This is a genomic window from Pseudomonas sp. AL10 (assembly GCF_029960685.1).
GTDB classification, from domain to species: domain Bacteria; phylum Pseudomonadota; class Gammaproteobacteria; order Pseudomonadales; family Pseudomonadaceae; genus Aquipseudomonas; species Aquipseudomonas lactis.
The window spans coordinates 127,945-151,515 of sequence record NZ_JASBQZ010000003.1 but is presented as its reverse complement, the minus strand read 5'-3'; the positions used below and the strand labels follow the sequence as shown (position 1 = coordinate 151,515).

The 23,571-nt window shown below is 56.8% G+C and carries 24 protein-coding genes; 13 read left to right on the top strand and 11 right to left on the bottom strand.

Annotation, left to right across the window (positions count from 1 at the left end; translation table 11 throughout):
- Nucleotides 1-17 precede the first annotated feature (17 nt).
- From ccoS to hemN, 3 genes are all read left to right on the top strand, one after another.
- Nucleotides 18-230 carry a cbb3-type cytochrome oxidase assembly protein CcoS gene (ccoS, locus tag QK296_RS05150; RefSeq protein WP_003193184.1) on the top strand — a complete coding sequence of 71 codons (213 nt, stop codon included), beginning with the start codon at nucleotides 18-20 and terminating at the stop codon, nucleotides 228-230.
- Nucleotides 223-906 (top strand): sulfite exporter TauE/SafE family protein, encoded by a 684-nt coding sequence (locus tag QK296_RS05145; RefSeq protein ID WP_032895833.1) that lies wholly within the window; start codon nucleotides 223-225, stop codon nucleotides 904-906. The genes ccoS and QK296_RS05145 overlap by 8 nt, the downstream gene beginning before the upstream one ends.
- A gap of 103 nt (nucleotides 907-1,009) precedes the next feature.
- Complete coding sequence (hemN, locus tag QK296_RS05140; protein WP_003193186.1) at nucleotides 1,010-2,392, top strand: oxygen-independent coproporphyrinogen III oxidase; 1,383 nt, start codon at nucleotides 1,010-1,012, stop codon at nucleotides 2,390-2,392.
- A gap of 6 nt (nucleotides 2,393-2,398) precedes the next feature.
- Here hemN and QK296_RS05135 read toward each other — a convergent pair whose 3' ends face one another.
- Nucleotides 2,399-2,860 carry a hypothetical protein gene (locus tag QK296_RS05135; protein ID WP_003193188.1) on the bottom strand — a complete coding sequence of 154 codons (462 nt, stop codon included), beginning with the start codon at nucleotides 2,858-2,860 and terminating at the stop codon, nucleotides 2,399-2,401.
- A 154-nt stretch (nucleotides 2,861-3,014) separates the two neighbouring features.
- Here QK296_RS05135 and fnr point away from each other — a divergent pair, with 154 nt between their 5' ends.
- Together fnr and QK296_RS05125 are read left to right on the top strand one after the other, a co-directional pair.
- The gene (gene fnr, locus QK296_RS05130; protein WP_003193190.1) at nucleotides 3,015-3,749 is read left to right on the top strand and encodes a fumarate/nitrate reduction transcriptional regulator Fnr; all 735 of its coding nucleotides are present in this window, start codon (nucleotides 3,015-3,017) and stop codon (nucleotides 3,747-3,749) included.
- 76 nt (nucleotides 3,750-3,825) lie between these two features.
- The gene (locus tag QK296_RS05125; protein WP_003193191.1) at nucleotides 3,826-4,374 is read left to right on the top strand and encodes an adenine phosphoribosyltransferase; all 549 of its coding nucleotides are present in this window, start codon (nucleotides 3,826-3,828) and stop codon (nucleotides 4,372-4,374) included.
- 109 nt (nucleotides 4,375-4,483) lie between these two features.
- Here the strand turns inward: QK296_RS05125 and QK296_RS05120 are convergent, their stop codons facing one another.
- The 6 genes from QK296_RS05120 to QK296_RS05095 all read right to left on the bottom strand — a co-directional run bounded on the left by QK296_RS05120 (nucleotide 4,484) and on the right by QK296_RS05095 (nucleotide 11,146).
- On the bottom strand, nucleotides 4,484-5,632 hold the full coding sequence (locus QK296_RS05120; protein WP_057709748.1) for an acyl-CoA dehydrogenase family protein: 1,149 nt from the start codon (nucleotides 5,630-5,632) through the stop codon (nucleotides 4,484-4,486).
- Nucleotides 5,633-5,839: 207 nt separating this feature from the next.
- Complete coding sequence (recR, locus tag QK296_RS05115; RefSeq protein WP_003193195.1) at nucleotides 5,840-6,442, bottom strand: recombination mediator RecR; 603 nt, start codon at nucleotides 6,440-6,442, stop codon at nucleotides 5,840-5,842.
- A gap of 66 nt (nucleotides 6,443-6,508) precedes the next feature.
- Entirely contained in the window at nucleotides 6,509-7,543 is a 1,035-nt protein-coding gene (locus QK296_RS05110) for an NADP-dependent oxidoreductase (RefSeq protein ID WP_003193196.1), read from the bottom strand.
- 141 nt (nucleotides 7,544-7,684) lie between these two features.
- The gene (locus QK296_RS05105) at nucleotides 7,685-8,023 is read right to left on the bottom strand and encodes a YbaB/EbfC family nucleoid-associated protein (protein ID WP_003193199.1); all 339 of its coding nucleotides are present in this window, start codon (nucleotides 8,021-8,023) and stop codon (nucleotides 7,685-7,687) included.
- A 43-nt stretch (nucleotides 8,024-8,066) separates the two neighbouring features.
- On the bottom strand, nucleotides 8,067-10,127 hold the full coding sequence (gene dnaX / locus QK296_RS05100; protein ID WP_282390670.1) for a DNA polymerase III subunit gamma/tau: 2,061 nt from the start codon (nucleotides 10,125-10,127) through the stop codon (nucleotides 8,067-8,069).
- Nucleotides 10,128-10,204: 77 nt separating this feature from the next.
- Nucleotides 10,205-11,146 carry a DMT family transporter gene (locus QK296_RS05095; RefSeq protein ID WP_003193201.1) on the bottom strand — a complete coding sequence of 314 codons (942 nt, stop codon included), beginning with the start codon at nucleotides 11,144-11,146 and terminating at the stop codon, nucleotides 10,205-10,207.
- 98 nt (nucleotides 11,147-11,244) lie between these two features.
- On the opposite strand from QK296_RS05095, the gene QK296_RS05090 reads away from it, so the two are divergent.
- On the top strand, nucleotides 11,245-12,108 hold the full coding sequence (locus tag QK296_RS05090) for a LysR substrate-binding domain-containing protein (protein ID WP_003193202.1): 864 nt from the start codon (nucleotides 11,245-11,247) through the stop codon (nucleotides 12,106-12,108).
- 127 nt (nucleotides 12,109-12,235) lie between these two features.
- Here QK296_RS05090 and QK296_RS05085 read toward each other — a convergent pair whose 3' ends face one another.
- The 3 genes from QK296_RS05085 to QK296_RS05075 form a co-directional block, all read right to left on the bottom strand.
- Complete coding sequence (locus tag QK296_RS05085) at nucleotides 12,236-12,826, bottom strand: hypothetical protein (protein WP_003193204.1); 591 nt, start codon at nucleotides 12,824-12,826, stop codon at nucleotides 12,236-12,238.
- Between the two features lies 1 nt (nucleotide 12,827).
- The gene (locus QK296_RS05080; RefSeq protein ID WP_057709746.1) at nucleotides 12,828-13,874 is read right to left on the bottom strand and encodes an N-acetylmuramidase family protein; all 1,047 of its coding nucleotides are present in this window, start codon (nucleotides 13,872-13,874) and stop codon (nucleotides 12,828-12,830) included.
- Between the two features lie 158 nt (nucleotides 13,875-14,032).
- Nucleotides 14,033-15,994, bottom strand: a complete 1,962-nt coding sequence (locus tag QK296_RS05075; RefSeq protein WP_057709745.1) for a hypothetical protein — start codon at nucleotides 15,992-15,994, stop codon at nucleotides 14,033-14,035.
- Nucleotides 15,995-16,375: 381 nt separating this feature from the next.
- Between QK296_RS05075 and QK296_RS05070 the strand changes: the two genes are divergently transcribed.
- The 6 genes from QK296_RS05070 (at nucleotide 16,376) to QK296_RS05045 (ending at nucleotide 22,159) form a co-directional block, all read left to right on the top strand.
- Nucleotides 16,376-17,671, top strand: a complete 1,296-nt coding sequence (locus QK296_RS05070; protein ID WP_282390669.1) for a site-specific integrase — start codon at nucleotides 16,376-16,378, stop codon at nucleotides 17,669-17,671.
- A 702-nt stretch (nucleotides 17,672-18,373) separates the two neighbouring features.
- Entirely contained in the window at nucleotides 18,374-18,649 is a 276-nt protein-coding gene (locus QK296_RS05065; protein ID WP_282390668.1) for a hypothetical protein, read from the top strand.
- The gene (locus QK296_RS05060) at nucleotides 18,612-19,082 is read left to right on the top strand and encodes a hypothetical protein (protein WP_282390667.1); all 471 of its coding nucleotides are present in this window, start codon (nucleotides 18,612-18,614) and stop codon (nucleotides 19,080-19,082) included. The genes QK296_RS05065 and QK296_RS05060 overlap by 38 nt, the downstream gene beginning before the upstream one ends.
- Before the next feature lie 419 nt (nucleotides 19,083-19,501).
- Entirely contained in the window at nucleotides 19,502-20,392 is an 891-nt protein-coding gene (locus QK296_RS05055) for a hypothetical protein (RefSeq protein WP_282390666.1), read from the top strand.
- Between the two features lie 838 nt (nucleotides 20,393-21,230).
- Nucleotides 21,231-21,452, top strand: a complete 222-nt coding sequence (locus QK296_RS05050; protein ID WP_282390665.1) for a hypothetical protein — start codon at nucleotides 21,231-21,233, stop codon at nucleotides 21,450-21,452.
- A 137-nt stretch (nucleotides 21,453-21,589) separates the two neighbouring features.
- Entirely contained in the window at nucleotides 21,590-22,159 is a 570-nt protein-coding gene (locus QK296_RS05045; RefSeq protein WP_198712308.1) for a recombinase family protein, read from the top strand.
- A 347-nt stretch (nucleotides 22,160-22,506) separates the two neighbouring features.
- Here QK296_RS05045 and QK296_RS05040 read toward each other — a convergent pair whose 3' ends face one another.
- A complete protein-coding gene (locus QK296_RS05040; protein WP_282390664.1) occupies nucleotides 22,507-22,950 on the bottom strand; it encodes a zinc ribbon domain-containing protein in 444 nt (147 codons plus the stop codon).
- A gap of 115 nt (nucleotides 22,951-23,065) precedes the next feature.
- On the opposite strand from QK296_RS05040, the gene QK296_RS05035 reads away from it, so the two are divergent.
- Nucleotides 23,066-23,353 carry a helix-turn-helix transcriptional regulator gene (locus QK296_RS05035; RefSeq protein WP_282390663.1) on the top strand — a complete coding sequence of 96 codons (288 nt, stop codon included), beginning with the start codon at nucleotides 23,066-23,068 and terminating at the stop codon, nucleotides 23,351-23,353.
- Nucleotides 23,354-23,571: the final 218 nt, after the last annotated feature.

Sequence of the window (23,571 nt, the reverse complement as noted above, 5' to 3'; positions counted from 1 at the left end):
GCGGGCATGGAGTACAGATGCCAGCTCTCTACGTGATGATTCCGGCGGCACTGCTATTAGTGGGTGTGGCCATCTACATCTTCTTCTGGGCCGTGGACAGCGGCCAATACGAAGACCTCGATGGCCCGGCCCACAGCGTGCTGTTCGACGACCAGGACCCGAACCACCTAGCCGCCATCGACGAAGCCAACAGCCCCGAGCAGCCGCCCAAAGAGCCCCCTCATGCTTGAGCTGGCGCCCTTGCTGGTCTCGGCGCTGATCCTCGGCCTGCTCGGCGGCGGCCATTGCCTGGGCATGTGCGGCGGACTGATGGGCGCGCTGACCCTGGCGATCCCCAAGGAACAACGCAGCCGCCGTTTTCGCCTGCTGCTGGCGTATAACCTGGGGCGCATCCTCAGCTATGCAACCGCCGGCTTACTGATCGGCCTGGCCGGCTGGGCAGTGGCCAACAGCCCGGCGGCGATGTTCATGCGAGTGCTTGCCGGGCTGCTGCTGATCTGTATGGGCCTGTACCTGGCCGGCTGGTGGAGCGGCCTCACCCGTATCGAAAGCCTGGGACGCGGCCTGTGGCGGCATCTGCAGCCGGTGGCCAACCGTTTGCTGCCGGTGTCCAGCCTGCCGCGAGCCTTGCTGCTGGGCGCGCTGTGGGGCTGGTTGCCGTGCGGGCTCGTCTACAGCACCCTGCTATGGGCGGCGAGCCAGGGCAATGCACTGGACAGCGCCTTGCTGATGCTGGCGTTCGGGCTGGGCACCTGGCCGGTGCTGCTGGCCACCGGGCTGGCCGCCGAACGGGTGACGGCGTTATTGCGCAAGCGCAGCGTGCGTGTGGCCGGTGGCGTGCTGGTGATGATCTTCGGTCTCTGGACCTTGCCTGGCCCCCACCAGCACTGGCTCATGGGGCATTAACAGGCCCTGTGGCATAGCGCCGCTCCCCGTTGATGCAAATCAAGATGCCTGCACCGCCCTGCCCCTAGACTCGGCCCACTAGCCAATCCGGGGGACCGCCCGCATGCTCGACGCCATTCGTTGGGACACAGATCTGATTCACCGCTACGACTTGGCGGGGCCGCGCTACACGTCCTACCCCACCGCCGTACAATTTGACAGCCAGGTCGGCACCTTCGACCTGCTCCACGCCCTGCGTGACAGCCGCAAGGCCGTGCGGCCACTGTCGCTGTATGTGCATGTGCCGTTCTGCGCCAACATTTGCTACTACTGCGCCTGCAACAAGGTGATCACCAAGGACCGTGGCCGCGCCCAGGCCTACCTGCAGCGCCTGGAGCAGGAAATCCAATTGGTGGCCTGCCACCTCGACCCGCAGCAGCCCGTGGAGCAACTGCATTTCGGCGGCGGTACGCCAACCTTTCTCAGCCACGATGAACTGCGCCAGGTGATGAAATGCCTGCGCCAGCATTTCAATTTGCTGGAGGACGACTCGGGCGACTACGGCATCGAAATCGACCCGCGCGAAGCCGACTGGGCCACCATGGGCCTGCTGCGCGAACTGGGCTTCAACCGCGTGAGCATTGGGCTGCAAGACCTCGACCCCGAGGTGCAACGGGCGGTCAATCGCCTGCAAAGCCTGGAAGAAACCCGCGCCGTGATCGATGCAGCGCGCACCTTGCAATTTCGCTCGATCAATATCGACCTGATCTACGGCCTGCCCAAGCAGTCGCCGTTGAACTTTGCGCGCACCGTGGAAGAAGTCATCCGCTTGCAGCCTGACCGCCTGTCGGTGTTCAACTACGCGCACCTGCCGGAACGCTTCATGCCCCAACGGCGGATCAACACCGACGACCTGCCCTCGCCGGCAGAAAAACTGCTGATGCTGCAAACCACCATCGAACAACTGACCCAGGCCGGTTACCGCTACATCGGCATGGACCACTTTGCCCTGCCGGACGACGAACTGGCGGTGGCCCAGGAAGAAGGAAAGCTGCAGCGCAATTTCCAGGGTTACACCACCCACGGGCACTGCGACCTCATTGGGTTGGGGGTGTCGGCGATCAGCCAGATCGGCGACCTGTATTGCCAGAACAGCAGCGACCTGAACCAGTATCAGAACGCTTTGGCGGGCGCGCAGTTGGCGACCAGCCGCGGCTTGGTCTGCACCACCGACGACCGCTTGCGCCGGGACGTGATCCAGCAACTGATCTGTAATTTCAACCTGGCATTCGAGGGGATCGAACAGGCGTACAACATCGATTTTCGCGGCTACTTTGCCGAGCTATGGCCACAATTGCAGACCATGGCTGACGATGGCTTGATTGAACTCGACGTCCAGGGCATTCGCGTGCTGCCGGCCGGGCGCTTGCTGGTGCGCTCGGTGTGCATGGTGTTCGATGCCTACCTGGAGCACCAGAACAGGCAACGGTTTTCGCGGGTTATCTAAAGGCCCTTATTTCATGGCCAAGCTGGCGGCCTTGACTGCATCACCGGCACTCATGTCTTTCATCGCCTTGGTCAGGGACGCCTGGGCGCTAGTCAAGCTGGCTTGCAGTGCGCTCAACGCTGACTGCAGCCCGGAGAGTCGGGCACGGGCCTGTTCAGGGCTGAGATTTCTGTCGGCCATTACCGCAGCCATCTCGGCTTGTTTCTCGGCAATCTGCTTTTTGATCTCACGAATCATCTTCAGCAGATTCTTGACGTTGTCCGCCAAGCCACTGTCGTCGATGTCACTGTTTGAGGTTTTCTCAGCCGCCGCCGCTTTCATCGCAGCACCGGAAATGGTCACTGACACCGCAGGCTTGGCTTCATCCGTCGGCGCAACCGCAGCAGCATCGGTCGCGGCAGCCTTCTTGGTTTCGGGCAGTGCCTGGATCTGGGTGCGTGAAGCCAGTTGTGTACTGAGGGATAACATGGTCTGAGCCACCGCGTTGGTATTCGATGGCAGTGCTATCGGCCGTTTCGGGCAAATCTTTACTTCGCGACAGGTTTTTGTACACGCTGGCCTCCGTGCCCCCCAGTGCGTTACCCTTACGTCTTATGTGTGTTTTCCCACAAGGATTTAAGAAATGTCCGAGCCAGTCAAACTGCGCGCTCACAGCCAGGCCCATTGCAAGGATTGCAGCCTGGCTCCCCTCTGCCTGCCACTTTCATTGAATCTGGAAGACATGGATGCGCTGGACGACATCGTCAAACGCGGCCGCCCGCTGAAAAAAGGCGAGTTTCTGTTTCGCCAGGGCGACAAGTTTGATTCCGTCTATGCAGTACGTTCGGGCGCATTGAAGACCTTCAGCCTCAGCGATGGCGGCGAAGAGCAAATCACCGGTTTCCACCTGCCCAGTGAGTTGGTCGGGCTGTCGGGGATGGACACTGAGATTCACCCGGTGTCGGCCCAGGCCCTGGAAACCACGTCGGTGTGCGAAATCCCTTTCGAGCGCCTGGATGAGTTGGCCCTGCAACTGCCGCAGTTGCGCCGCCAATTGATGCGCGTGATGAGCCGCGAGATTCGTGACGACCAGCAAATGATGCTGCTGCTGTCGAAGAAAACCGCCGATGAGCGCATCGCCACGTTCCTGGTCAACCTGTCGGCGCGCTTCCGTGCCCGTGGGTTCTCGGCCAACCAGTTCCGCCTGAGCATGTCGCGCAATGAGATCGGCAATTACCTGGGCCTGGCAGTGGAGACCGTGTCCCGCGTGTTTACCCGCTTCCAGCAGAACCAGTTGATTGCCGCAGAAGGTAAAGAGGTGCATATCCTCGACCCGATTCAGCTGTGTGCATTGGCTGGCGGTTCTCTGGAGATCTGACCCAGACTGCGGCCGCGCCAATCGGCGAGGCCGCAGGTATACTTCGGGTCCGTTTTCCGCCCTGGACTCCTCGACGATGACCTTTGATTCGTTCGACATCAAATCCCTGATTCGCCCCGTCATCGACTTCCCCAAGCCTGGGGTGATCTTCCGTGACATCACGCCGCTGTTCCAATCGCCCCGCGCCTTGCGCCTGGTAGCCGACAGCTTTGCCCAACGCTATGTCGAAGCCGACTTCACCCATATCGGTGCGATGGATGCCCGTGGCTTCCTGATCGGCTCGATCATCGCCTACCAGCTCAACAAGCCGCTGATCCTGTTTCGCAAGCAAGGCAAGCTGCCGGCGGACGTGCTGGCCGAGGGTTACCAGACCGAGTACGGCGAAGCCTTCCTGGAAGTGCACGCCGACAGCCTGTGCGAAGGCGATTCTGTGCTGATGTTCGATGACCTGATCGCCACCGGCGGCACCCTGATTGCGGCGGCGAACCTGGTGCGGCGCATGGGGGCAAAGATTTTTGAGGCTGCGGCGATTATTGATTTGCCAGAGCTGGGTGGCTCGCAGCGTTTGGCAGACATGGGGATTCCGACGTTTTGCCTGACGCAGTTTGGGCTGACTGAGAGATAAGCGTCGTCAGTACTGCCGTCATCGCGGGCAAGCCCGGCTCCCACCTTGGAATGCATTCCCCTGTGGGAGCCGGGCTTGCCCGCGATGAGGCCCGAAAGAACACCCCGGTTTACAACCCCATCTGCTTACTGATGATCTCATTCATCACTTCACGCGTCCCGCCACCAATCGACAGAATCCGGTTATCACGATACAGCCGCTCCACCAGGCTGCCACGCATATACCCCTGCCCACCCAGTATCTGCACCGCGTCATACGTCACTCGATCAGCGGTATCGGTGGCCAGGTTCTTGGCCATGGAAATCTCTTTGATCACACTCTTGCCAGCGGCCATCTTCGCAGCCTGCCGATAGGTGAACTCACGGGAAACCTCCACCGCGGTAGCCATTTCCGCCAGGCGATGCTTGAGCACCTGGAATTTGCCGATGGGTTTGCCGAATGCTTCACGCTGGGCGGCCCACTGGAGGCTTTCCTCCAAGGCCAGTTGCGCGGTCATGTTGGCCATCAAGGCCAAGGCCAGACGCTCGCTCTGGAAGTTGCCCATGATGCAGGCAAAGCCCATGTTCTCGACGCCGATAAGATTGCCCACTGGCACGCGGCAATCGTCGAAGAACAACTCGGCGGTGTCCGACGCCCACCAGCCCATCTTCTTCAGTGGCTGGCCGACGGTAAAACCGGGGGTGTCTTTTTCGATCAGCAGCAGGCTGATGCCGCCAAAGCCCGGCCCGCCTGTGCGCACGGCCACGGTGTAGAAATCAGCGCGAATGCCGCTGGTGATAAAGGTCTTGGCGCCGCTCACGCGGTAATGCTCGCCCTCACGCACTGCGCGGGTTTGCAGGTTGGCCACATCTGAGCCGCCGCTGGGCTCGGTGACCGCCAGGGCGATGATCTTTTCGCCAGCCAGCACCCGAGGCGCTATGCGCTCACGCACGTCGGGCCGGGCCCATTTGACGATGGGCGGCAGGCCGATATCCAGGGAGCCGAGCCCCGCCACCACCCCACCGGAGCCGCAACGCATCAGTTCTTCGCTGGCAGCGACCTTGGCGAACAGATCGCCTTCGTGGCTGCCACCCAGGGTTTCGGGGTAGCCAATGCCTAGAATCCCCGCCGCACCGGCCTTGAGGTAGAGCTCGCGAGGAAAGCTTTGCGCCTCCTCCCACTGCTCGATGCCGGGCAACATCTCACGCTCGACGAAGCGGCGCACGCTGTCGCGGACCAATTGGTGGCTGGGATCGAAGTATTCCTGATAGGCAGACATCGGCAAGCTCCATGGCGGGATGGAGCGAACTTACCAAGCGCTTGCTTGGTTATCAAGTCATGTGTCTGCGCTAACCCTGTAGGAGCGAGCTTGCTCGCGAAAACCGTCAACGATAACGCGTGCTTCCTGCGTGAACACGGCGCCTATTGGTTTTTCGCGAGCAAGCTCGCTCCTACAGGGTTAGGAAGTCCCAGATTGCAGTGGGTTTTAGAGGGCGATGGGTTTGCGGCCTGCGAACGAGTGCGCCAAGGTACCGCCATCCACCAGCTCCAACTCCCCTCCCAACGGCACGCCATGGGCAATCCGCGAAGTGATCAAGCCTTTGTTGGTCAGCAGTTGGGCAATGTAGTGCGCGGTGGCTTCACCTTCCACCGTCGGGTTGGTCGCCAGGATCACTTCAGTAAAGGTGCCCTGCTCTTGTATCCGCGTCACCAGTTGTGGAATACCGATGGCTTCCGGCCCCAGGCCATCGAGCGGCGACAGGTGGCCCTTGAGTACAAAGTAACGCCCGCGATAACCAGTCTGCTCCACGGCGTACACATCCATCGGCCCTTCCACCACGCACAGCAATGTGTCGTCGCGACGCGGGTCGGCGCATTGCGGGCAGAGTTCTTCTTCAGTAAGGGTGCGGCACTGGCGGCAGTGGCCCACGCCTTCCATGGCCTGGCTCAAGGCCTGGGCCAGGCGAGTGCCGCCGCTGCGATCACGCTCCAGCAGTTGCAGCGCCATGCGCTGGGCAGTTTTCTGGCCGACACCGGGCAAAGTGCGCAAGGCGTCGATCAGTTGGCGAATCAGGGGGCTGAAGCTCATGGGCGAAGGGTCCGACAAAACAACGAGACGCGGTTTATACCCGCGCCCCGGATTAGCGTCAAATACTCAATCCTGCGCGACGCGCACCACCAACTTGCCGAAGTTGCGTCCTTCGAGCAGGCCGATAAAGGCTTCGGGCGCCTGCTCCAGTCCATCGACCACGTCCTCGCGGAACTTGATCTTGCCCTCGCGCACCCACGGCGCCATGGCACTGAGGAACTCCGGCTGGCGGTCGCCATAGTCGTCGAACACAATAAAGCCCTGGATGCGTACCCGCTTGGTCAGCAAGGTGCGTTGCAGCGCCGGCAAACGGTCGGGGCCGCTGGGCGCTTCATGGGCGTTATAGCCGGCGATCAACCCGCACAGCGGCACGCGCGCCTTGGGGTTGAGCAAAGGCAGCACAGCATCGAAGACTTTACCGCCGACGTTTTCAAAGTAGATGTCCACGCCTTTGAAGCAGGCCAGGGCCAGTTCATGGGCGAAATCTTCGCTCTTGTGGTCGATACAGGCGTCAAAGCCCAACTCATCCACCACATAGCGGCATTTGTCCGCGCCACCGGCAATGCCCACCACGCGCAAGCCTTTAAGCTTGGCCACCTGGCCCACCACCGACCCCACCGCGCCCGACGCAGCCGCCACCACCAGGGTTTCCCCGGCCTTGGGCTGGCCGATATCCATCAAGCCCATATAGGCCGTCATGCCCGGCATACCCAATACGCCCAAGGCCATCGACGGACTCGGCAGGCCCTTGGGCAGCGGGATCAGGTTATGGCCTTCGCAAATGCAGTGGCTTTGCCAGCCAGTGGCGCCGACCACCAGGTCGCCCACTTCGAATTTCGGGTTGCGCGATTGCTCGACACGGCTGACAGCCCCACCGGTCATCACTTCACCGATTTCCACGGGGGCTGCGTAGGACGGCGCGTCACTCATGCGTCCACGCATGTAGGGGTCCAAAGACAGGTACAGGGTCTTGAGCAGCACCTGGCCGTCTGCCAGGTCCGGCAGGCTTACACGTTCCAGGCGAAAGTTTTCCGGCGTGGGTGCGCCTTGAGGGCGTGAGACCAGAACGATGCGTTGGTTGAGCGTCATTTCTTGAGGCATCAGCGGGGCTCCTTTATCGGTGAATGGTTTCAACGGTATAGGGTGCAGACCATCGGTGAAGGCTTGGGGTTCGATGTTTCGACCGCGCAAAAAAAATGCCAGGCGCGATGCCTGGCATTTGAGTCTAGCTAAAAGCGTGTGTCAGAACGGCAGTTTCATGCCCGGTGGCAGTTGCATGCCAGCGGTCACGCCGGACATTTTGTCCTGGCTGTTGGCTTCGATCTTGCGCACAGCGTCATTGACGGCTGCGGCGAACAGCGCTTCGAGCATTTCCAGGTCATCTTCACCCACGCCCGGCAATACGCTTGGGTCGATGCTGACACGCTTGATGTCGTGACGACCGGTCATCACCACGCTGACCATATCGCCACCGGCTTTACCGGTGACTTCGGCGTTGGCCAGCTCTTCCTGCATCTTGGCCATTTTTTCCTGCATCTGCTGCGCCTGCTTCATCAGGCCGGCCATGCCACCTTTCATCATGGGAATCACCTCAAAAGTACGTGGATCAATGAGTAGCCCGGAGTCATGACGCTTGGGACACCGGGGCTTCGACAGGTTCAATAGTATCGTGGCGGACGACCGCACCGAACTGTTGCATCATTTGTTGGATAAGCGGATCTGCGTGGATCGAATCCTCGGCCTCGCGCTGGCGGTTAAGGCGCCGACGGGTCGCGGCCTGGGCCGGGGTTTCCTGCTCGGGCTTGATCAGTTCGATGGCGATAGTCAGCGTGCGCCCGTGGTATTGGTTGAGCGCATCGTTGAGCCGGCGCTGCTGGGTGGCGTTGAACAAGGCGCTATGGGCCGGGTCCAGGTGCAGCAGCCAGTGGTCGCCTTCGATGGAAATCAGGGTGCAGTTGGCGGCGATACTGCCGGTCATGCCGGAGATCGGCAATTTCGGAAACAATTCCAGCCATTGCAGGGCCAGGCCGGTAGCCGGGGCCGCGGCAGGTTCTGCCTCGGGCTCGGGCGCAGGTTCGGCGGTGTGTTCGCTGGCCAAGTCGTCCAGGTAGCTGTAAGCCGAATCCATGTCCGGCTCGATATAGTCTTCGTCCAGCGGCGGTTCGTCGTCCAGGTCAATGCCTGGGGTGGCCGCGTCAACCTGGGCGACCGTCGGCTCGGGAACCGGTGCCGATACCCACTCAGGGGCATCCGGCACCACGCTGTCCGGAGTCGGCGCAGGCATCGGCGTCAGCTCGGGTTGCTCGCCCGTGGTTTCCAGCACGGGCTCTACCGAGGGCTGTTGCTCGGGTTCTACTTGCGCTTCGACCGGGTCATTCCAGGGCAAGTCGACCACGGGCGCGGGCTCGATGACCGGCTCGGGCTCGACCACCGGTGCGACGGCAACCGGCGCAGGTTCGGGCTCAGGTGCCGGCGCAACCGGCTCAGGCGCAGCAACTACTGGCGCAACAACGGCCGCGCCAGCCACGGGTTTGGCGGAATCAACTGTGGCCTGGCTGATCCCCACTGGCTTTAGCGGCTGTCTCGGCGCGTCTGCCGAATCTGCTGGCCGGAACGCCAGCATGCGCAGCAGCACCATTTCAAAGCCACCCCGCGGGTCGGGTGCCAGGGGCAGGTCGCGGCGGCCGATCAGGCCCATCTGGTAGTAGAACTGTACGTCTTCGGCCGGCAAGGCCTGGGCCAGGGCCAATACGCGATCACGGTCGCCATGGCCGTTGTCGACGCCTTCCGGCAGGGCCTGGGCGATGGCAACGCGGTGCAGTACGTTGAGAATTTCCGAGAGCACACCGTTCCAGTCCGGGCCTTGCTCCGACAGGTGGCGCACCGCTTCGAGCAACGCCTTGGCGTCACCCTCGATCAGCGCGTGCAGCACGTCGAACACCTGGCCGTGGTCCAGGGTACCGAGCATCGCGCGCACGTCGGCAGCCATGACCTTGCCTTCACCGAAGGCGATGGCCTGGTCGGTGAGGCTCATGGCATCGCGCATCGAACCGTCGGCGGCGCGGCCCAGCAACCACAGTGCGTCGTCTTCGAACGGTACGTTCTCGACGCCCAGCACATGGGTCAAATGCTCGACCACACGCTCGGGGGTCATGTTTTTCAGGGAGAACTGCAGGCACCGCGACAAAATCGTTGCCGGAAGTTTCTGCGGGTCGGTGGTGGCCAGGATGAACTTGACGTAGGGCGGCGGCTCTTCCAGGGTTTTCAACAAAGCGTTGAAGGAATGGCTGGACAGCATGTGCACTTCGTCGATCAGGTAGACCTTGAAGCGGCCACGGCTCGGCGCGTACTGCACGTTATCCAGCAGCTCGCGGGTGTCTTCGACCTTGGTACGGCTCGCGGCGTCGATCTCGATCAGGTCGACGAAACGCCCTTCGTCGATCTCACGGCACACCGAACAGGTGCCACAAGGCGTCGAGGTGATACCGGTTTCACAATTCAGGCACTTGGCGATGATGCGCGCAATCGTGGTCTTGCCCACCCCGCGTGTACCGGTGAACAGGTAGGCGTGGTGCAGCCGTTGGCTGTCCAAGGCATTGATCAGAGCCTTGAGCACATGGGTCTGGCCGACCATTTCGCGGAACGAGCGCGGGCGCCATTTACGTGCAAGAACCTGATAACTCATCGAAAACCGTCGCAACTGGGAAGCGGAAGCCGGTAATGCTAGCGGAGCAAGGGGGAAATTGCATCCGGCACGCTCGTCTAATCTGACGAAGCCTGTTCAATTGGCCTTTCAGAGGGCGTCTTCGGGCGTTCTGCCAGCACGCTTGAACACCAGCGCCCTTCCAGACTGATAGCGGCAACGCTGGCCAGCACGATCACCGCGCCCAGCATCACCTGCAGGGCAACGTGCTCACCGAGCAGTGTGGCAGCCATCAGCATCGCAACCGGTGGGATCAGGTACATCGCCACCGACGCGCGACTGACCTCGACGTGCTTCAACACGTAACCCCAGGCCAGATAGGCCAAGGCGCTGGGAAAAATGCCCAGCACCAACACGGCGAGATTCTGCGCCATCGGTGCCTGCACGATGGCGACGGGCAGGCCCGGCAGGTTCACGCACAGCATCAGGGTGCCAGACCACACCATGTAGCACGCCATGGTCAACGGGCTGTAGCGCTGGGCATGATGCCGCTGTATGGCGAAGTACACACTCCAAGAGCAGGCCGCCAGCAAGATCAGCAAACCTCGCGGGTTGAGATCGCCCATGCCCTGGTCGCCCCAGATCACCACCAGCACGCCGGCCAACCCCAACAGCACGCAGCCCCACCGCCAGGCGCTGACCCGCTCCTTCAAGCAGAAAAACGCGATCAACACACTGAACAGCGGCGCCGACTGCGCCAACACACTCGACGCTGCCGCCGTCACCCATTGCTGCCCGTAATTGAGACTGGTGTGGTGCAGGAACACCCCGAAAAAACCCAACACCAACAGCCACGGCACGTCGCGCAACGGTGGCCGTCCAATTCCCACCACCCAGGCCACACCGCCCATGAATACCGACGCGATCAGAAACCGCAGCAGCGCCAATTGGCCGGGGCTATAACTGTGCAGCCCCATGTGCACGCCGATGGGCGAATACGCCCAACAGAGGATAACGCTGGCAATGACTAGCGTAAGCTTCAGAGGTGACGGAGTATTCATCGACAGCATCCACGCAAAAGGAATGCAGCCAGTCTTGGCCCAGGCCAGGCGTAGGACAATTAAGCGTTTCTGACTTCTGAAATCATTGGAACTGAGCAATGGAACTGGCCCAACTGAAAATGGTGCGAGCCGTGGCGCAAACCGGCAGCGTGGCCCAGGCTGCGCTGCAATTGCACTGCGTGCCGTCCAACATCACCACGCGCATCAAGCAGCTGGAAAGCGAGTTGGGCACGCCGTTGTTTATCCGTGCTGGCCGAGGGCTGGCGATCAGCGCTGCGGGAGAGATCTTCCTGGATTACTGCGAACGTATCCTGGCCTTGGTGGATGAATCCAAACGCGCGGTGGATGCCAACGCCATTCCCCGTGGCACCTTGCGCATCGGTGCGGTGGAATCCAGTGCCAGCGGGCGCCTGCCACCATTACTGGCGGAATACCACCGGCGTTATCCCGATGTCAGCCTGGAACTGGTCACCGGTGCCTGGGCGCAATTGCTGGACGACCTGCAGCACCACCGCCTGGACGTGGCGCTGGTGGCAGCCGGCGGCAAACGCACGAAACTGGAACAGAGCGTGGTCTACAGCGAACGCCTGGTGCTGATCGCCAGCGCGTGCAGCGCACCTATCAATAGCGCCGAGGACTTGGCCGGCCGTACATTGCTGGTATGGCCGCCGGGCTGCCCTTATCGCGCCGCCCTGGAAAACTGGCTCAAGCCCCATGACGTCAAGCCAGCGATTGCCAGCTATGCCAGTTGGGGCACGATCATCGGATGCGTCAGTGCGGGGATTGGCGTGGCGTTGGCACCCGAGGGGATCCTGGCGCGCTATGAGCAGGCCAATCAGCTGGCGTCGTATCGCTTTGAAGCGCTGGCGCCCGTGGACAACCTGTTGTTCTGGCACACGGACACCCAGCGGCACCTGGCGCGAGATGCGTTTGCCGGATTGCTGCGCGAGACCTTCGGCTGACTTGCCCTAATTGTCCTAATCCTAATGTAGGAGCGAGCTTGCTCGCGAAAAACTCACAGGCGCCGCGTCTATTCAGAAAGCACGCGTTATCGTTGACGTTTTTCGCGAGCAAGCTCGCTCCTACAATTCAGGGCTTCGGCGCAGCCAACCGTGCGTACTGGCCCTGACTGATCCAGCCCGTGAACGAACGGTCGTCAGCGTTGATGAATTCCACCTGCGCCCAGCCGTCCTTGAACGCCAGTACGCCCACCACGTCATGCTTGACGATGTAGGGCCGCTTTGCCGCTTTGGCGCCCGGCGTTTTCAGCAGGTAAGCCTTGTCGGCAGACACCGTCACCAAGCCGATCCATGGTTTGCTGGCGGTCTGGCTCAACTCCAGGCCGGTGGCGATCTCCGGCATCAGCACATTGATGCAGCCAGGGTGTTGGCGGCCCTGCGCCACCGTCAGGGTCACCCCGTCGAGCGCCGCGGCCACACTGCCTGGGTAGGCAGCGTCCCGCCAGGTGGTGAGCGCTTCGGGCTTGCCTTGCAGGTAGAACGTGCAACCACGGACCACACCCTCGCCCATCGATTCCTGATAGAACCCCTCGACCTGATGCCCAGGCGTCACCGCCAGCATCAGCCCTTCATATTTACCTGAATGCAACGCCGCCGAGCCGGCCAACACGGGCGCCACGGCGCACCACGACAACACTCCCATCGCCAGATAACGAATCATCTTATTTCTTCCCTTCAAAGGCTTCGTAGGCTTGTTTCATCAGGACGTCATAGTTGCCGTAATCGTCGCCGTTATAGTTACGGGCCATGGCGGTAAAATCCTTGTTTTTCATCGCGCTCAATAATGCCGAGTTGTGGCTGCAGAGGCTCAGATAGGCCTTGAGTTGGTTACCGGCATTGATCTTCAATGAGGCTACGAACTCAAACACTGTCTTGAACCCGCACGCCGCAAAATTGAACCCCATGATCTGAAACATGCCCCAGGAGGCCGACATCAAGGCCGCTTCCTGATCCAGCGCAAAGGCGGTGGCCATGGTCTCCCAGGCCTTGACCTGATCCTTGTTGTTCGTCTGCCATTGCGGGCCGGCTTTTTTCTTGTAGACATACGACAGCAGCGGCTGCGACTGGTCGTAGATGTGCTTGGTGTACTTGCGAAAGTGGTGCCCTTCAAAGGCGATGATCGGCAACTTGGCAGGCCCGAACCCCACCTTCCCGCCCGACTCCACCGTGGCGAACGCCTTGACCACATTCACCGAAATACCGTTGCCCAATTGCTTGGCGGCGTTCTGGAAATCCGTATCGCTCAAGGTCGTCCCGCCGTCGCAGGTGGACTGCATCATCAACTGCCGGTTACGCCGCTCGGCCTCGATCACCGCACGCACACGGTCCAGGTACACATTGACCGTGGCCTGTACCGCATCGATGTTGTTATTGCCGAAAATGTTGAGAAACGTCGGAATGCGCGTGTTAGGAAAAGCCCGCACCGGCACCTTCAGCGCCTCTTCGATCAGACTGTTGAACGTGCGCCCGGTGGGGTCGATCACGCCATCGGGATGGGCGTACTTGAGATGGCGAAACTGATACTGGCTGATGCACTGCACCAACTGGCCGTCGCACTTGCCGTTTTCCAGCAAGGCAAACCCCATCTTGGGAATGATCAAATTGAATAGATACTGGATGCACTGAACATCGGCGGGCAAGTTGCGGGCTTTGCCGGGCGTCCCTACCGAAGCACTGATAAGACGAGGCAACCCTTGCAGGCTTTTCATGACAGACATCCTTGTGAGTGAAAGAAGCGATAGCACTTCAATATCAAATCCATGCCCTTGTCATACTCTGAAACAAGTGGCCGGCGCAAGCTAACAAGGCGGTCTGCGGGTTGTCCAGAGGGCTTTATGAAAGTTGTGAAACAGCCGGATTAAATTGCTTAGTAACCGTGGGATTCACGGGTCTTTTGATACTTGTGGTAGTCGAGCCACTCGACCACATCGTAAGGCAGATACAACTGCACCCTGGCCCGTGAAATCGCGATATACACCGCACAGAGTCGTTGATCGAACGCGTAGGCGTCCTGGAACTTCACATTGGTCAACAGTTCCGGGGTGAGCAGTACTCGGTCGAACTCCATGCCGCCCGCGTCCTGCGCCAGCATCAGCAGGACGCGCTCGTCCGGATGGCCACTCAACCGGTTCAACCGCGTGACATCCGCCACGTTGAAGCCTTTTTCCAGCACGGCCTCGACCCACACAAACGCCTCATCGAACTGGCAGGCTTCGCGCACCTGCTGCCAATCGGCCATGTCGCTGAAAAACGGATGGGGGCCGAGGTCATTGAACTCATTGCTATAGAAATCGGGTTTGAACAACGCGATGACCGTGTCCATGAAGTGCTTGAGCGACTGCTGGGCCTCTTTGCTCGCCAGGCCGAACGCACAACGGGCGTGGCTCAGTTGGATCGCCCACTGCATGGTGTCCCAATGGGAGGCGGTCAACACCACGCAACCTTGCGGGGGCACAAAACCCTGGGGGTAAAACTCAATACCCACGTCGGCATCGCGGGCGCCCTCGAAAAGCGATTTGGTTTTTTCCGAGTGCAAGCTGATCAATGGGTTGACCAGGCGCTCGACATTGCGCCCGGAACGCACGGAGTAGCACACGTCGGTATGGCGAACCTCACGGGCGCGCTTGACCACGCCGCCGCTGGCCTGCTGATACTCATCCCCCAAGGTGATCAGCACCTGGCGGCCGCGCTCGATGATTTGCAGCAGCGGCGCCGGGATATCCTGGCTCTCATCGATCAGCACATGGGTATAGCGCTCGGGCACCACGCAGCCTGCCAGGCTCGCGCGTTTGATCATCAACAAGGCTTCAAACCCGGTGTGGCGGCCCCAGGCCGGGTTCGCCTCAAGGTAGCCCCATAACCGGCTGGCATATTCGAGCAGCACCCTGGCATCGACGCCGGCGAGCGGTTGCTTGAAATGCGGCAAATGCTGGGCCGACAAGCTGTACTCCCAAGAGCGGCAGTAGGCCTCAAGCACCTTGAGGCACACCTCCACCACCGCCTGCCCTTCCAGGCGGCGAAAACCAAAGATATTCAACTCTTGAGCCAGCGCCTGCTTGGTCGGCACCCTCGCCGGTGTATTCAACGGCTGTGGCCTCGGCCCATGCAACAGCGCATGGGCAAAGCCCTGGAAGGTATGCCCGGCCTTACGCTCCCGTACACCCACCATGCGGGCACGCAGTGTTTCGAGTTTTGCCGGGGTACGCGCCAGCAACAAGGTCTTTTCCGGGCGCAGGTGCTCCAGCAAGGCCACCAGCAGGTGACTCTTGCCAATGCCGGCGTAGCCTTGCACATGCAGGTCTTCGTTCAGGTTGGCGCGGAAGGTTCTGAGCAGCTTGTCCTGCTCGGCGCTCAACCAGCGCTCGCGGTGCCTGGGCGTGATCACCTGCTGGCTGAACGGATCATTGGCCTTGAGATGGCGGACTTTATACTCGACGTCCCATTTGCCAGTGGGCAACAGATAGTCCCGCGCCTGTACTTCCTCCTCCAGCAGAAAGCGCAGCTTCAGGCTTTTGACCACATTGAGGCCGAAGTACAACTTCCTCTGATCAAACAGCCGCTGCGCTTCAGAGAGCAGGGACACACTGGCCGAATGGCTGGCATCGACTGCCCAGTCAATCAGCTTGGCCAACACTTTTTCCGCACCGCTGGCGCTCAGGTCGCTTTCCGGCACCTGCGCCAGGTTCTGGATCACCAGCACCGCCGCCAATTGCGGCTCACTCAGGGCTACAAGCGCATCGAAACCCTCGTTGCCCAACAAACCCGCGCAGGTGTGCTCGGTGATCGGCAAGAAAACAGGGCTGGATAAGTCGAAATGTTCCGAGTGCATAGAGCCTCGTAGCCAGGGGGAAGAGACGCTTGGGAGTATGCCACTAGATGCGAAATGACCGTCATGCACTGTGCAATAAGCATCACAGATGACTGGCTGAAAATAACTTGGATTTAGAAGGGACTGCAGAAGGGAGCGTTATGGAGGCAACCCCACCAGCCACACCCCGGCACACAATGTTCCCGCTGTGGCTGCTGCCTTCCGGCTCTGACCAGGTCGCATGCAAGCATGCTCGGGTATCGCTGAAAGCCTTATGGGGCAAGGGTAACAGGCTTTTGAGGTTATCTCTAATCTTCCGTGCCAACACCCGGTACGGGCAGTCAGAAATCAGGGTGTAGCCAGCACTGTCATACACAGCTGTCACACATCGGTGTCACACATATGGCCTACATAATCCGTCGCGGAGCTTTCTACTATCTGAATCTGCGACTGCCTAAGCATCTCTTCCCGAGCTGTCACACATTGCGCTTGAGTTTGAATATTAGCACCCGACAACCGGCAACCTTCCTTGCGTCCTCGCTGGCCCAACGAGTCCATCACTACCTGACAGAACATCCCACAGCCGATCTTGAGACGCTTCGCTTGCTCTGTTCTCAGTGGCGTGACACTAGCCCTATACCTTCTATTCCTGAGCGCCCAAGCGGCTCCACAGAGCCTCAGAAGCTTCGCAGAAAAGGTGGGCCGACTCTCGCTGAACTCGCGAAGAAGTACATCAAGGAAGGTAAGGCTGGCGGGACATGGCGAGAGGTCAGCACTCACGAAGTTGAGCGCTCATTACGGGACCTGTTCGAGTTGATGGGCGACATGTCCGCTTCGGGGTTCGACGCGCAGCAAGCTCGCCTACTGAAAGATCGTCTAAGCCTTTGCCCTCAGTATTTCGCCCTCCTCCCTCAGTTCAAGGGCAAGACATTAACTGAAGTCATTGAAGCAGGCGGCACGTACAAAACTATCACCGCCGTGACCGTGAATAACCGTCTACGCAAGCTCTCGGCATTCATGAATTGGTGCAAGTCGAATGGTTACGTTACCGAGAATCCATTGATGGGACTCAAGGTGATGACGGGATCAGCCAAGGAAGCACGTCTGTCTTTTGAACAACATGACCTAAGAACCCTGCTCAATCTGGAAGCACTCAAGGCTGAAGCCCTCAAACATCCTTGGCGGTACTGGTTGCCGCTCCTCGGAAGGTTCACAGGTGCCAGACTGGAAGAACTCTGTCAGTTACACGTTGCTGACTTCATCAAGTTGCATGGAGTCGATTGCATTCGGATCGATGATGGTCACGAGTCTCAGAAGCTAAAGAACAGTAGCAGTCGGCGAACCCTACCAATCCACCCCGCATTGATTCAACTCGGACTGCTCGACTACGTGGACAATCAGCGAAATCAAAACTCAGATCGTTTATTCCCAGAGCTGGAACCTGTACGTGGAAAACTGGGGCACGCACCGTCAAAATGGTTTAGCCGATATCGGACCAAAATGGGGATCATCGACCCCAAGAAAACCTTTCACAGTTTCCGTCACACAATGATTGATGACCTACGTGATGCGGGCGTACAAGACTCACTGATCAAGCGCATCGCTGGTCACGAAGACGCCGCCGTAACATTCAGTGTCTATGGCAGCCGCATTCCTATCAAAGCGATGTTCGAAGCAATCAAAAACCTGAAGTTTTAGTTAAGAAATAATTTAAGAAAGTGCTTGACTAACAGACCAACAGTATTGACAAAAAGCACTAATTAGTGTATAGTTATAAAACTTAGGAGAAAAACTAATTCAGCGCATACTTAGCACTTTTGAATGTCCTGCCCCCCTTTACTGACGATAGATTTTCCTTCTAGATATCAGTGGCTGTATTAGTTTTTATCCACCAAATTCAAAAGGTCTTACTTCACGGCTAGACCTTTTTTGCTGTCTAGAAAAAAGGTTTAACAACCGCCAAAAATTTATTACCACCAACCCAATGGAGGATTAACTATGCCTGAAACAAAGAAATGTTCCAGTTGTGGAACCAGCTTAGCTAACAAAAGAAGTCACACACGAACTTGTTCAAATACTTGCCGCTGGCGAGTGTGGCAAGCTAAACAATCATTTAGAGTACAAGTTAAGCTGATGTTTAGCAAAGCCAGCTATGAGCTTATTAGAGGTAGCGCCGAAGCAGTTGGCGAGTCTGTCAATGACTATCTACAGGCTCAAGCAATTGCAGGCTTTAAATAATGCGAATTCAATTGAATGATGAGGCAATCAATCAGCTTGGCTTTATTATGGCTCGTGCTGGCTATTCAAATCAGCAGCACTGTCTTCAGGTCATGATCAGTTCGGTGGCGAACAACCTAAGGCGTGCCGAATGCAAGAAAAAAAACAAGAGGATTCAACGCAATGAGTAATATAGATTACTTTATGGCGGGTCTATCACGAGCTGTCGTGCGAGTAAATGAGCGGAGAGATAAAAAGGCGCAATATGCGCAGAAAATAGAGAGCAAAGGCGAGTTTAGTGGTGACGCCGCCTTTAGTAAGACTAAGATAAATCCATCTGCCTTCAAACTGACTGACGATCAATACAAAACAATCATTACCTCAAAAATGATTTCACATATTAAAAAGAAAGGAGCTATGAATGACTATTCGTATCACGGGCGCCCCTCGCCAATTTAATCAAGCCGGGCTTGAACAGCGTCAAGCTGGATACCACCATGCATACAAGGCCACTAATCAGTGTTGTGAGTCTGTGCGTGACGATATCGCGCTTGGGTTCATCAACAAAATCATTGAGTTAAATTCGCGGGGTTATGTGCTTTCAATTAAGTACCCGATCACGACAGATCCTCTGTCATACCATGCTGCAATGATCAAGCCTGAACACGTACAAGCTCTAGACCTTGAGGTAATAAATGAACGTGTAAAGCAAGAATACATCGCTGAACTGCAAGCTGAGCATGCCCAATATAAAGAGCTCTTAGAGCGACAGCTGCTTGAGAAGGCAGAGAAGGCAGAGCAAAAGAAAGTAGCAGACAAGCAAGCCAAGTTGATTGAGTCGATCCGGAAAGAGGTTAATGAAGCCTACGGAGGAGAATTGATCATTCCCTAATGATGATTGTTAATCCTTAAGGCGCTGAAAGCCTCTGTGAGCGATTTAAAATGACGAGCAACAGCGTGTTGGCCTCGGCAGCGTATCAACGCTGTGCGGGGCTTTTATGCGCTCTCAAGAAAGGCATGAGGTCGGCACGAGCAACATCTCCTTCTTAGTTGGTTGCTCATTGTTTAACGACTAAGCAACCAACGCGCAAGTCGAGAAAGCAAATAAGAAACCTCTTGACAAATGCGAATCATTCGCGTATAAAGCCGCCCTTACAGATAGCACGCAAAAGTATCAAATCAAGCCTCATGCACTCGTTTGGCTCATCCCAGACTAGGATCGCATGGGTTTTTGTGCGTCTGTGATTTACCAAAACCAATGGCAGCTACCCCGAGAGGAATGCCTATGAACTAAACAAAGGAGACTAATCCATGCATCATGCCGTCCCGTGCCAGCACCACAACGCTGCTTCGCCACTTACGTTGGCAGAGCTTCGTCAAGTCCGCGATGAAAACCAATCTATTCGCTGCGGCGATTCGATAATTGATAAGAGAACGGGCGAGATTATTGGTTGCTACATCCGCAAAAAGCTCCTACACGAGCCACACATTCACCCCACTAAAATAGGGAAGAAGGTTGCTTGCAAGTCACGCTATACGATCAGTGATGACGGCACGCCTGTTAGGGTTGACTCGACGCCAGAGATTGCACCACAAGACTCAGCAGAAATTATCGAGTTCCCGTCGCAATCGACCTCAAAAAAATCTAATGCTGGGGCGAAGCCAAGTGTACTTACAAATCCTATTTCGGAATTCTTGCAGTTTTTCAGATTTGACGGCTATGCCACCCATTGGATTGATCATTACATCACAGGGGCGTGCGGCTTACAGGTAGAGCATGAAGGTAGTGACTCGCTGACTACTGGCCGATTCAACGTGGCCCCTAGTGATGTCCGTAGGATTTTATATCTACCCAAAATTTCCACCGAAGCGGCTGCCGAGGTTCTTTGCAATCACAACTTAATGCCTATGGATGTTCGTCAGGTTGAACGTGTCGTACAGGCAGCGAGAATTGCACTTGGAGGTTTGATTTTTCACCTCGAAAGACATCCGAGCCTGCTAGAGCAGTTTGACTGCAAGATCGATTTTAATCAGTTCTGGTTTGAGCGCAAGGCGCAACTCTCGGGTATATCCCTTGAACAGATCGAGGCAATGAGCCTGTTCAAGCAAGACAAAACCATCTCGGTCCAAGATGTGGCTAGCCGGTTTGGGGTGCATAGAAATACGGCAAGCAAATGGAAGCAGGCTGCGATGCACAATTAACGACAGATTGTATAAGAGAGAGCGAAGCGAACGATGCTTTGTCTATCGGGAGATTGTCCCGATAAATGCGCAACTTTCAGGGAGGTCATCCCTGAAATTTTGCCCTTGAGAAAGCTAAGAAAAAGATGGGATAAAACCCATCAAAATAAAAAGAAGGATAACCATGTCGTTACCACGACATAGATGTATATTCCTAAGTATGTGATCACTATCGTAGTTACGATAGGAATAAAAACCTGAGTAGACTCAGAAGGCAGATCAAAATCGGGACGGGTTTATCACCCTTCTCTCCCTAAAGGCATTCACTCCTTCGTCGCTCACTTGCTGACACTATTGTATTGAAGAGTTAAAAGCTTTATCAGTCACTTCTGATTTTCAATCAGGCATGCTAGCAATCTCCTGTGTGTACACACAGAAATAGACTTGGTGAGCATTTAGGGATGAGAGCAACAGCGAACAAGCTTTGCACATTCGCTCCACACAGTGTTGACGAAGAATCCAAAAACTTCTAGACAATCGACAGTTATCAGGAGCGGTATCAGGTTGCAGTCATTCCCTTTCGATTCCAGATGAAAGACTAACATGGTCGCAAACACTGATTTTTACTGGTCTCCCGCTTTTCCCATTTCAAGCACGATTCCGATTCTCCCTGATTTCTTCACAGGCAATGCAATCTGGTTGAAATTAAGAAAAAAGAGAAGCCGCAAGCCTTCTGCGACCTCCGCTGCACGTCGCTAGCGTCAACCCTATGGATGATGTCGGTATCGCCTGCAATACCACCCTACGTCATTCGGTAGGGTCTGAGCTACGATCTTTGTAACCCACAAGGACTATGGTCATGACAGACAACAACCAAGCCAATATAGCCACGGCAGATGTATTAACACTTCTACTGCATAACCAGCACGCGCTTGCTGCTGCTATTGAAGAGCTTGCCGTATGGGTCAGGTCACCAGGTTCACCCATAACGCACGGCAACGTGATCGGAGCATTGGAAACCATCGGTGGAAACGCATCGGTCATTACCGCTGGCATTCTCAAGATACGTGAGTTGGCGTAGGTGATCGTTGGAATCATCAAACGACCGTTAAACGATACCCTCCAGACAGACGGTATGACGCACCATAAAAATAGTCTTCATGTATTGTTGATACCAAGGTAAACTGATACCACGTTAAACGATGCGGAACCTTCACTATGTCACGCACCTTCCTGTACTGCCGTGTCAGCACCTCGACTCAATTCACTGAAAACCAAGTGCATGAAGTTAAAACCGCTGGTTTTGAGGTACAGGCGAGCCGAGTGGTAGAGGAAACCATTTCTGGAAGCATCGCGGCTATTGAGCGTCCCGGCTTTCAGAAACTGCTTGAGCGTATGGAGTCGTCAGACGTACTGATCGTTACCAAACTGGACCGATTGGGCCGTAACGCTATGGATGTCCGTCAAACTGTGGAGCACCTTGCAACCACAGGAATCCGTGTTCACTGCCTCGCCCTTGGCGGCGTAGACCTCACCAGTGCAGCAGGCAAAATGACAATGCAGGTGCTTGGGGCTGTCGCTGAGTTTGAACGTGACCTACTGATCGAACGAACCCAACAAGGTTTGCTCCGTGCGAAAGCCGAGGGAAAGAAGCTGGGACGTCCACAAGCAACCGACACCACAGCAGCAGTACAACGCCTCAAGGCCAAGGACATGACTCAGGCTGAGGTAGCCGCTGACCTCAAAATTGGTATTGCTACAGTTAAACGTCACTGGAATAAAGCGTAATACAGCAACGCTCGTTAAGGCTCACAGGAGCGACGACAAAGCGGGGTGGTGGCCCCTTACTCGGTTAAACCTTCCCATACACGACCCTGCGCGACGTCAGCCCTATTTAGATCACCACCATCGGATTTGGCGAAAGCTTGGCATAGGTCCATCCCTGAATGCCGTACCGGCTGAATATGCCTGATCGATATCCAACGCTTACCACGGATTCCAGCAGAATCAAGATGGAGCTCACAATCAGGTTACCAATTCTGATTTCAGGGGAAACAGGAAAAACCTACCCTACGCTTTTGAGGAATCTATTCGCGTTCGTCCATGCGAATACGCCCATATAGATCAGAGGTTTATTACCTGCCTAGTAGAGAGAACACGACAAATCCTGCAAAAATTGAATACAAGATCCCGCGAGCAACCCAAAGCATTCTCCTTTCCTTTTCCGTAGGCTCTACCACTACATCAGCATCAAACCCCAACCTGTTATTGACGCTATCTACGTCAGATCCGCAGTGTTTACATTTCACAGCTGCACATCGAATTGGCTCAGCACAGCTAGGACATGCTCGGTACTCGCTAGAGCTATCGAATGCATCGATTCTGCGCTTGCCAGCAACTGCCATGATAACTCCTACAAGCAGCAATAAGCCGCCAATAAGAATGAAGTTCTGCCGTTCCGCCATCAAACCGATGTTGTTGACACGCCCAGCTCCCGACGACACCGAAACGTCCATAGCCATCGCACCTACCAAGCAAAGCATCCCTGCTACGACCGCAAAATAACCAAAATACCGCATAGCGATTTTCCTTGAAATTGACCAGCACCCGTTGAGTCGAACCAGATTATCCCAAATTCAGATATCTGAAAACCAGATATAGGTTGGAGACTGCTCATCTCGCAGTTGTCCAGCCATGCCTAAGACGATCTATAGACCTGAACACGCCACGCTTCTGTCTTTGCTGAAGAAGCACAGGAAAGCTGCTGAGCTGACTCAGGTTGAGTGCTCAAAGGCGCTAGGCCGACCTCAATCCTTTATGAGCGATGTGGAGAGCGGGACACGCCGTTTGGACATCGTGCAACTGCGTGACTTATGCGCCGTGCTGGGCGTTGGACTTCAAGACCTGATTGCAGAGTTTGAAAAATCTCTGTCGGCGGATAACAGCACGGCAAGCGCGTGGAACGAATCAAGCAAGGGCTAGAGAATAAAAAACTTGCTGAACCAGATTGGAATCTATCGGGTAAAGGGCGAAATACCAAGTTGTGGGAACAGGCGAAATCACTAATGGCGACGCATCCAACAATGTCTGCTGACCAGATTGCAAGGCTGGCTGCGGTGTCGCTACAGTCTACAGAATCAAGAAAGAAACAACCGCAGCCTGACGCCCCCCTTAGACGCTTCGTTGATCAAAGCACGACT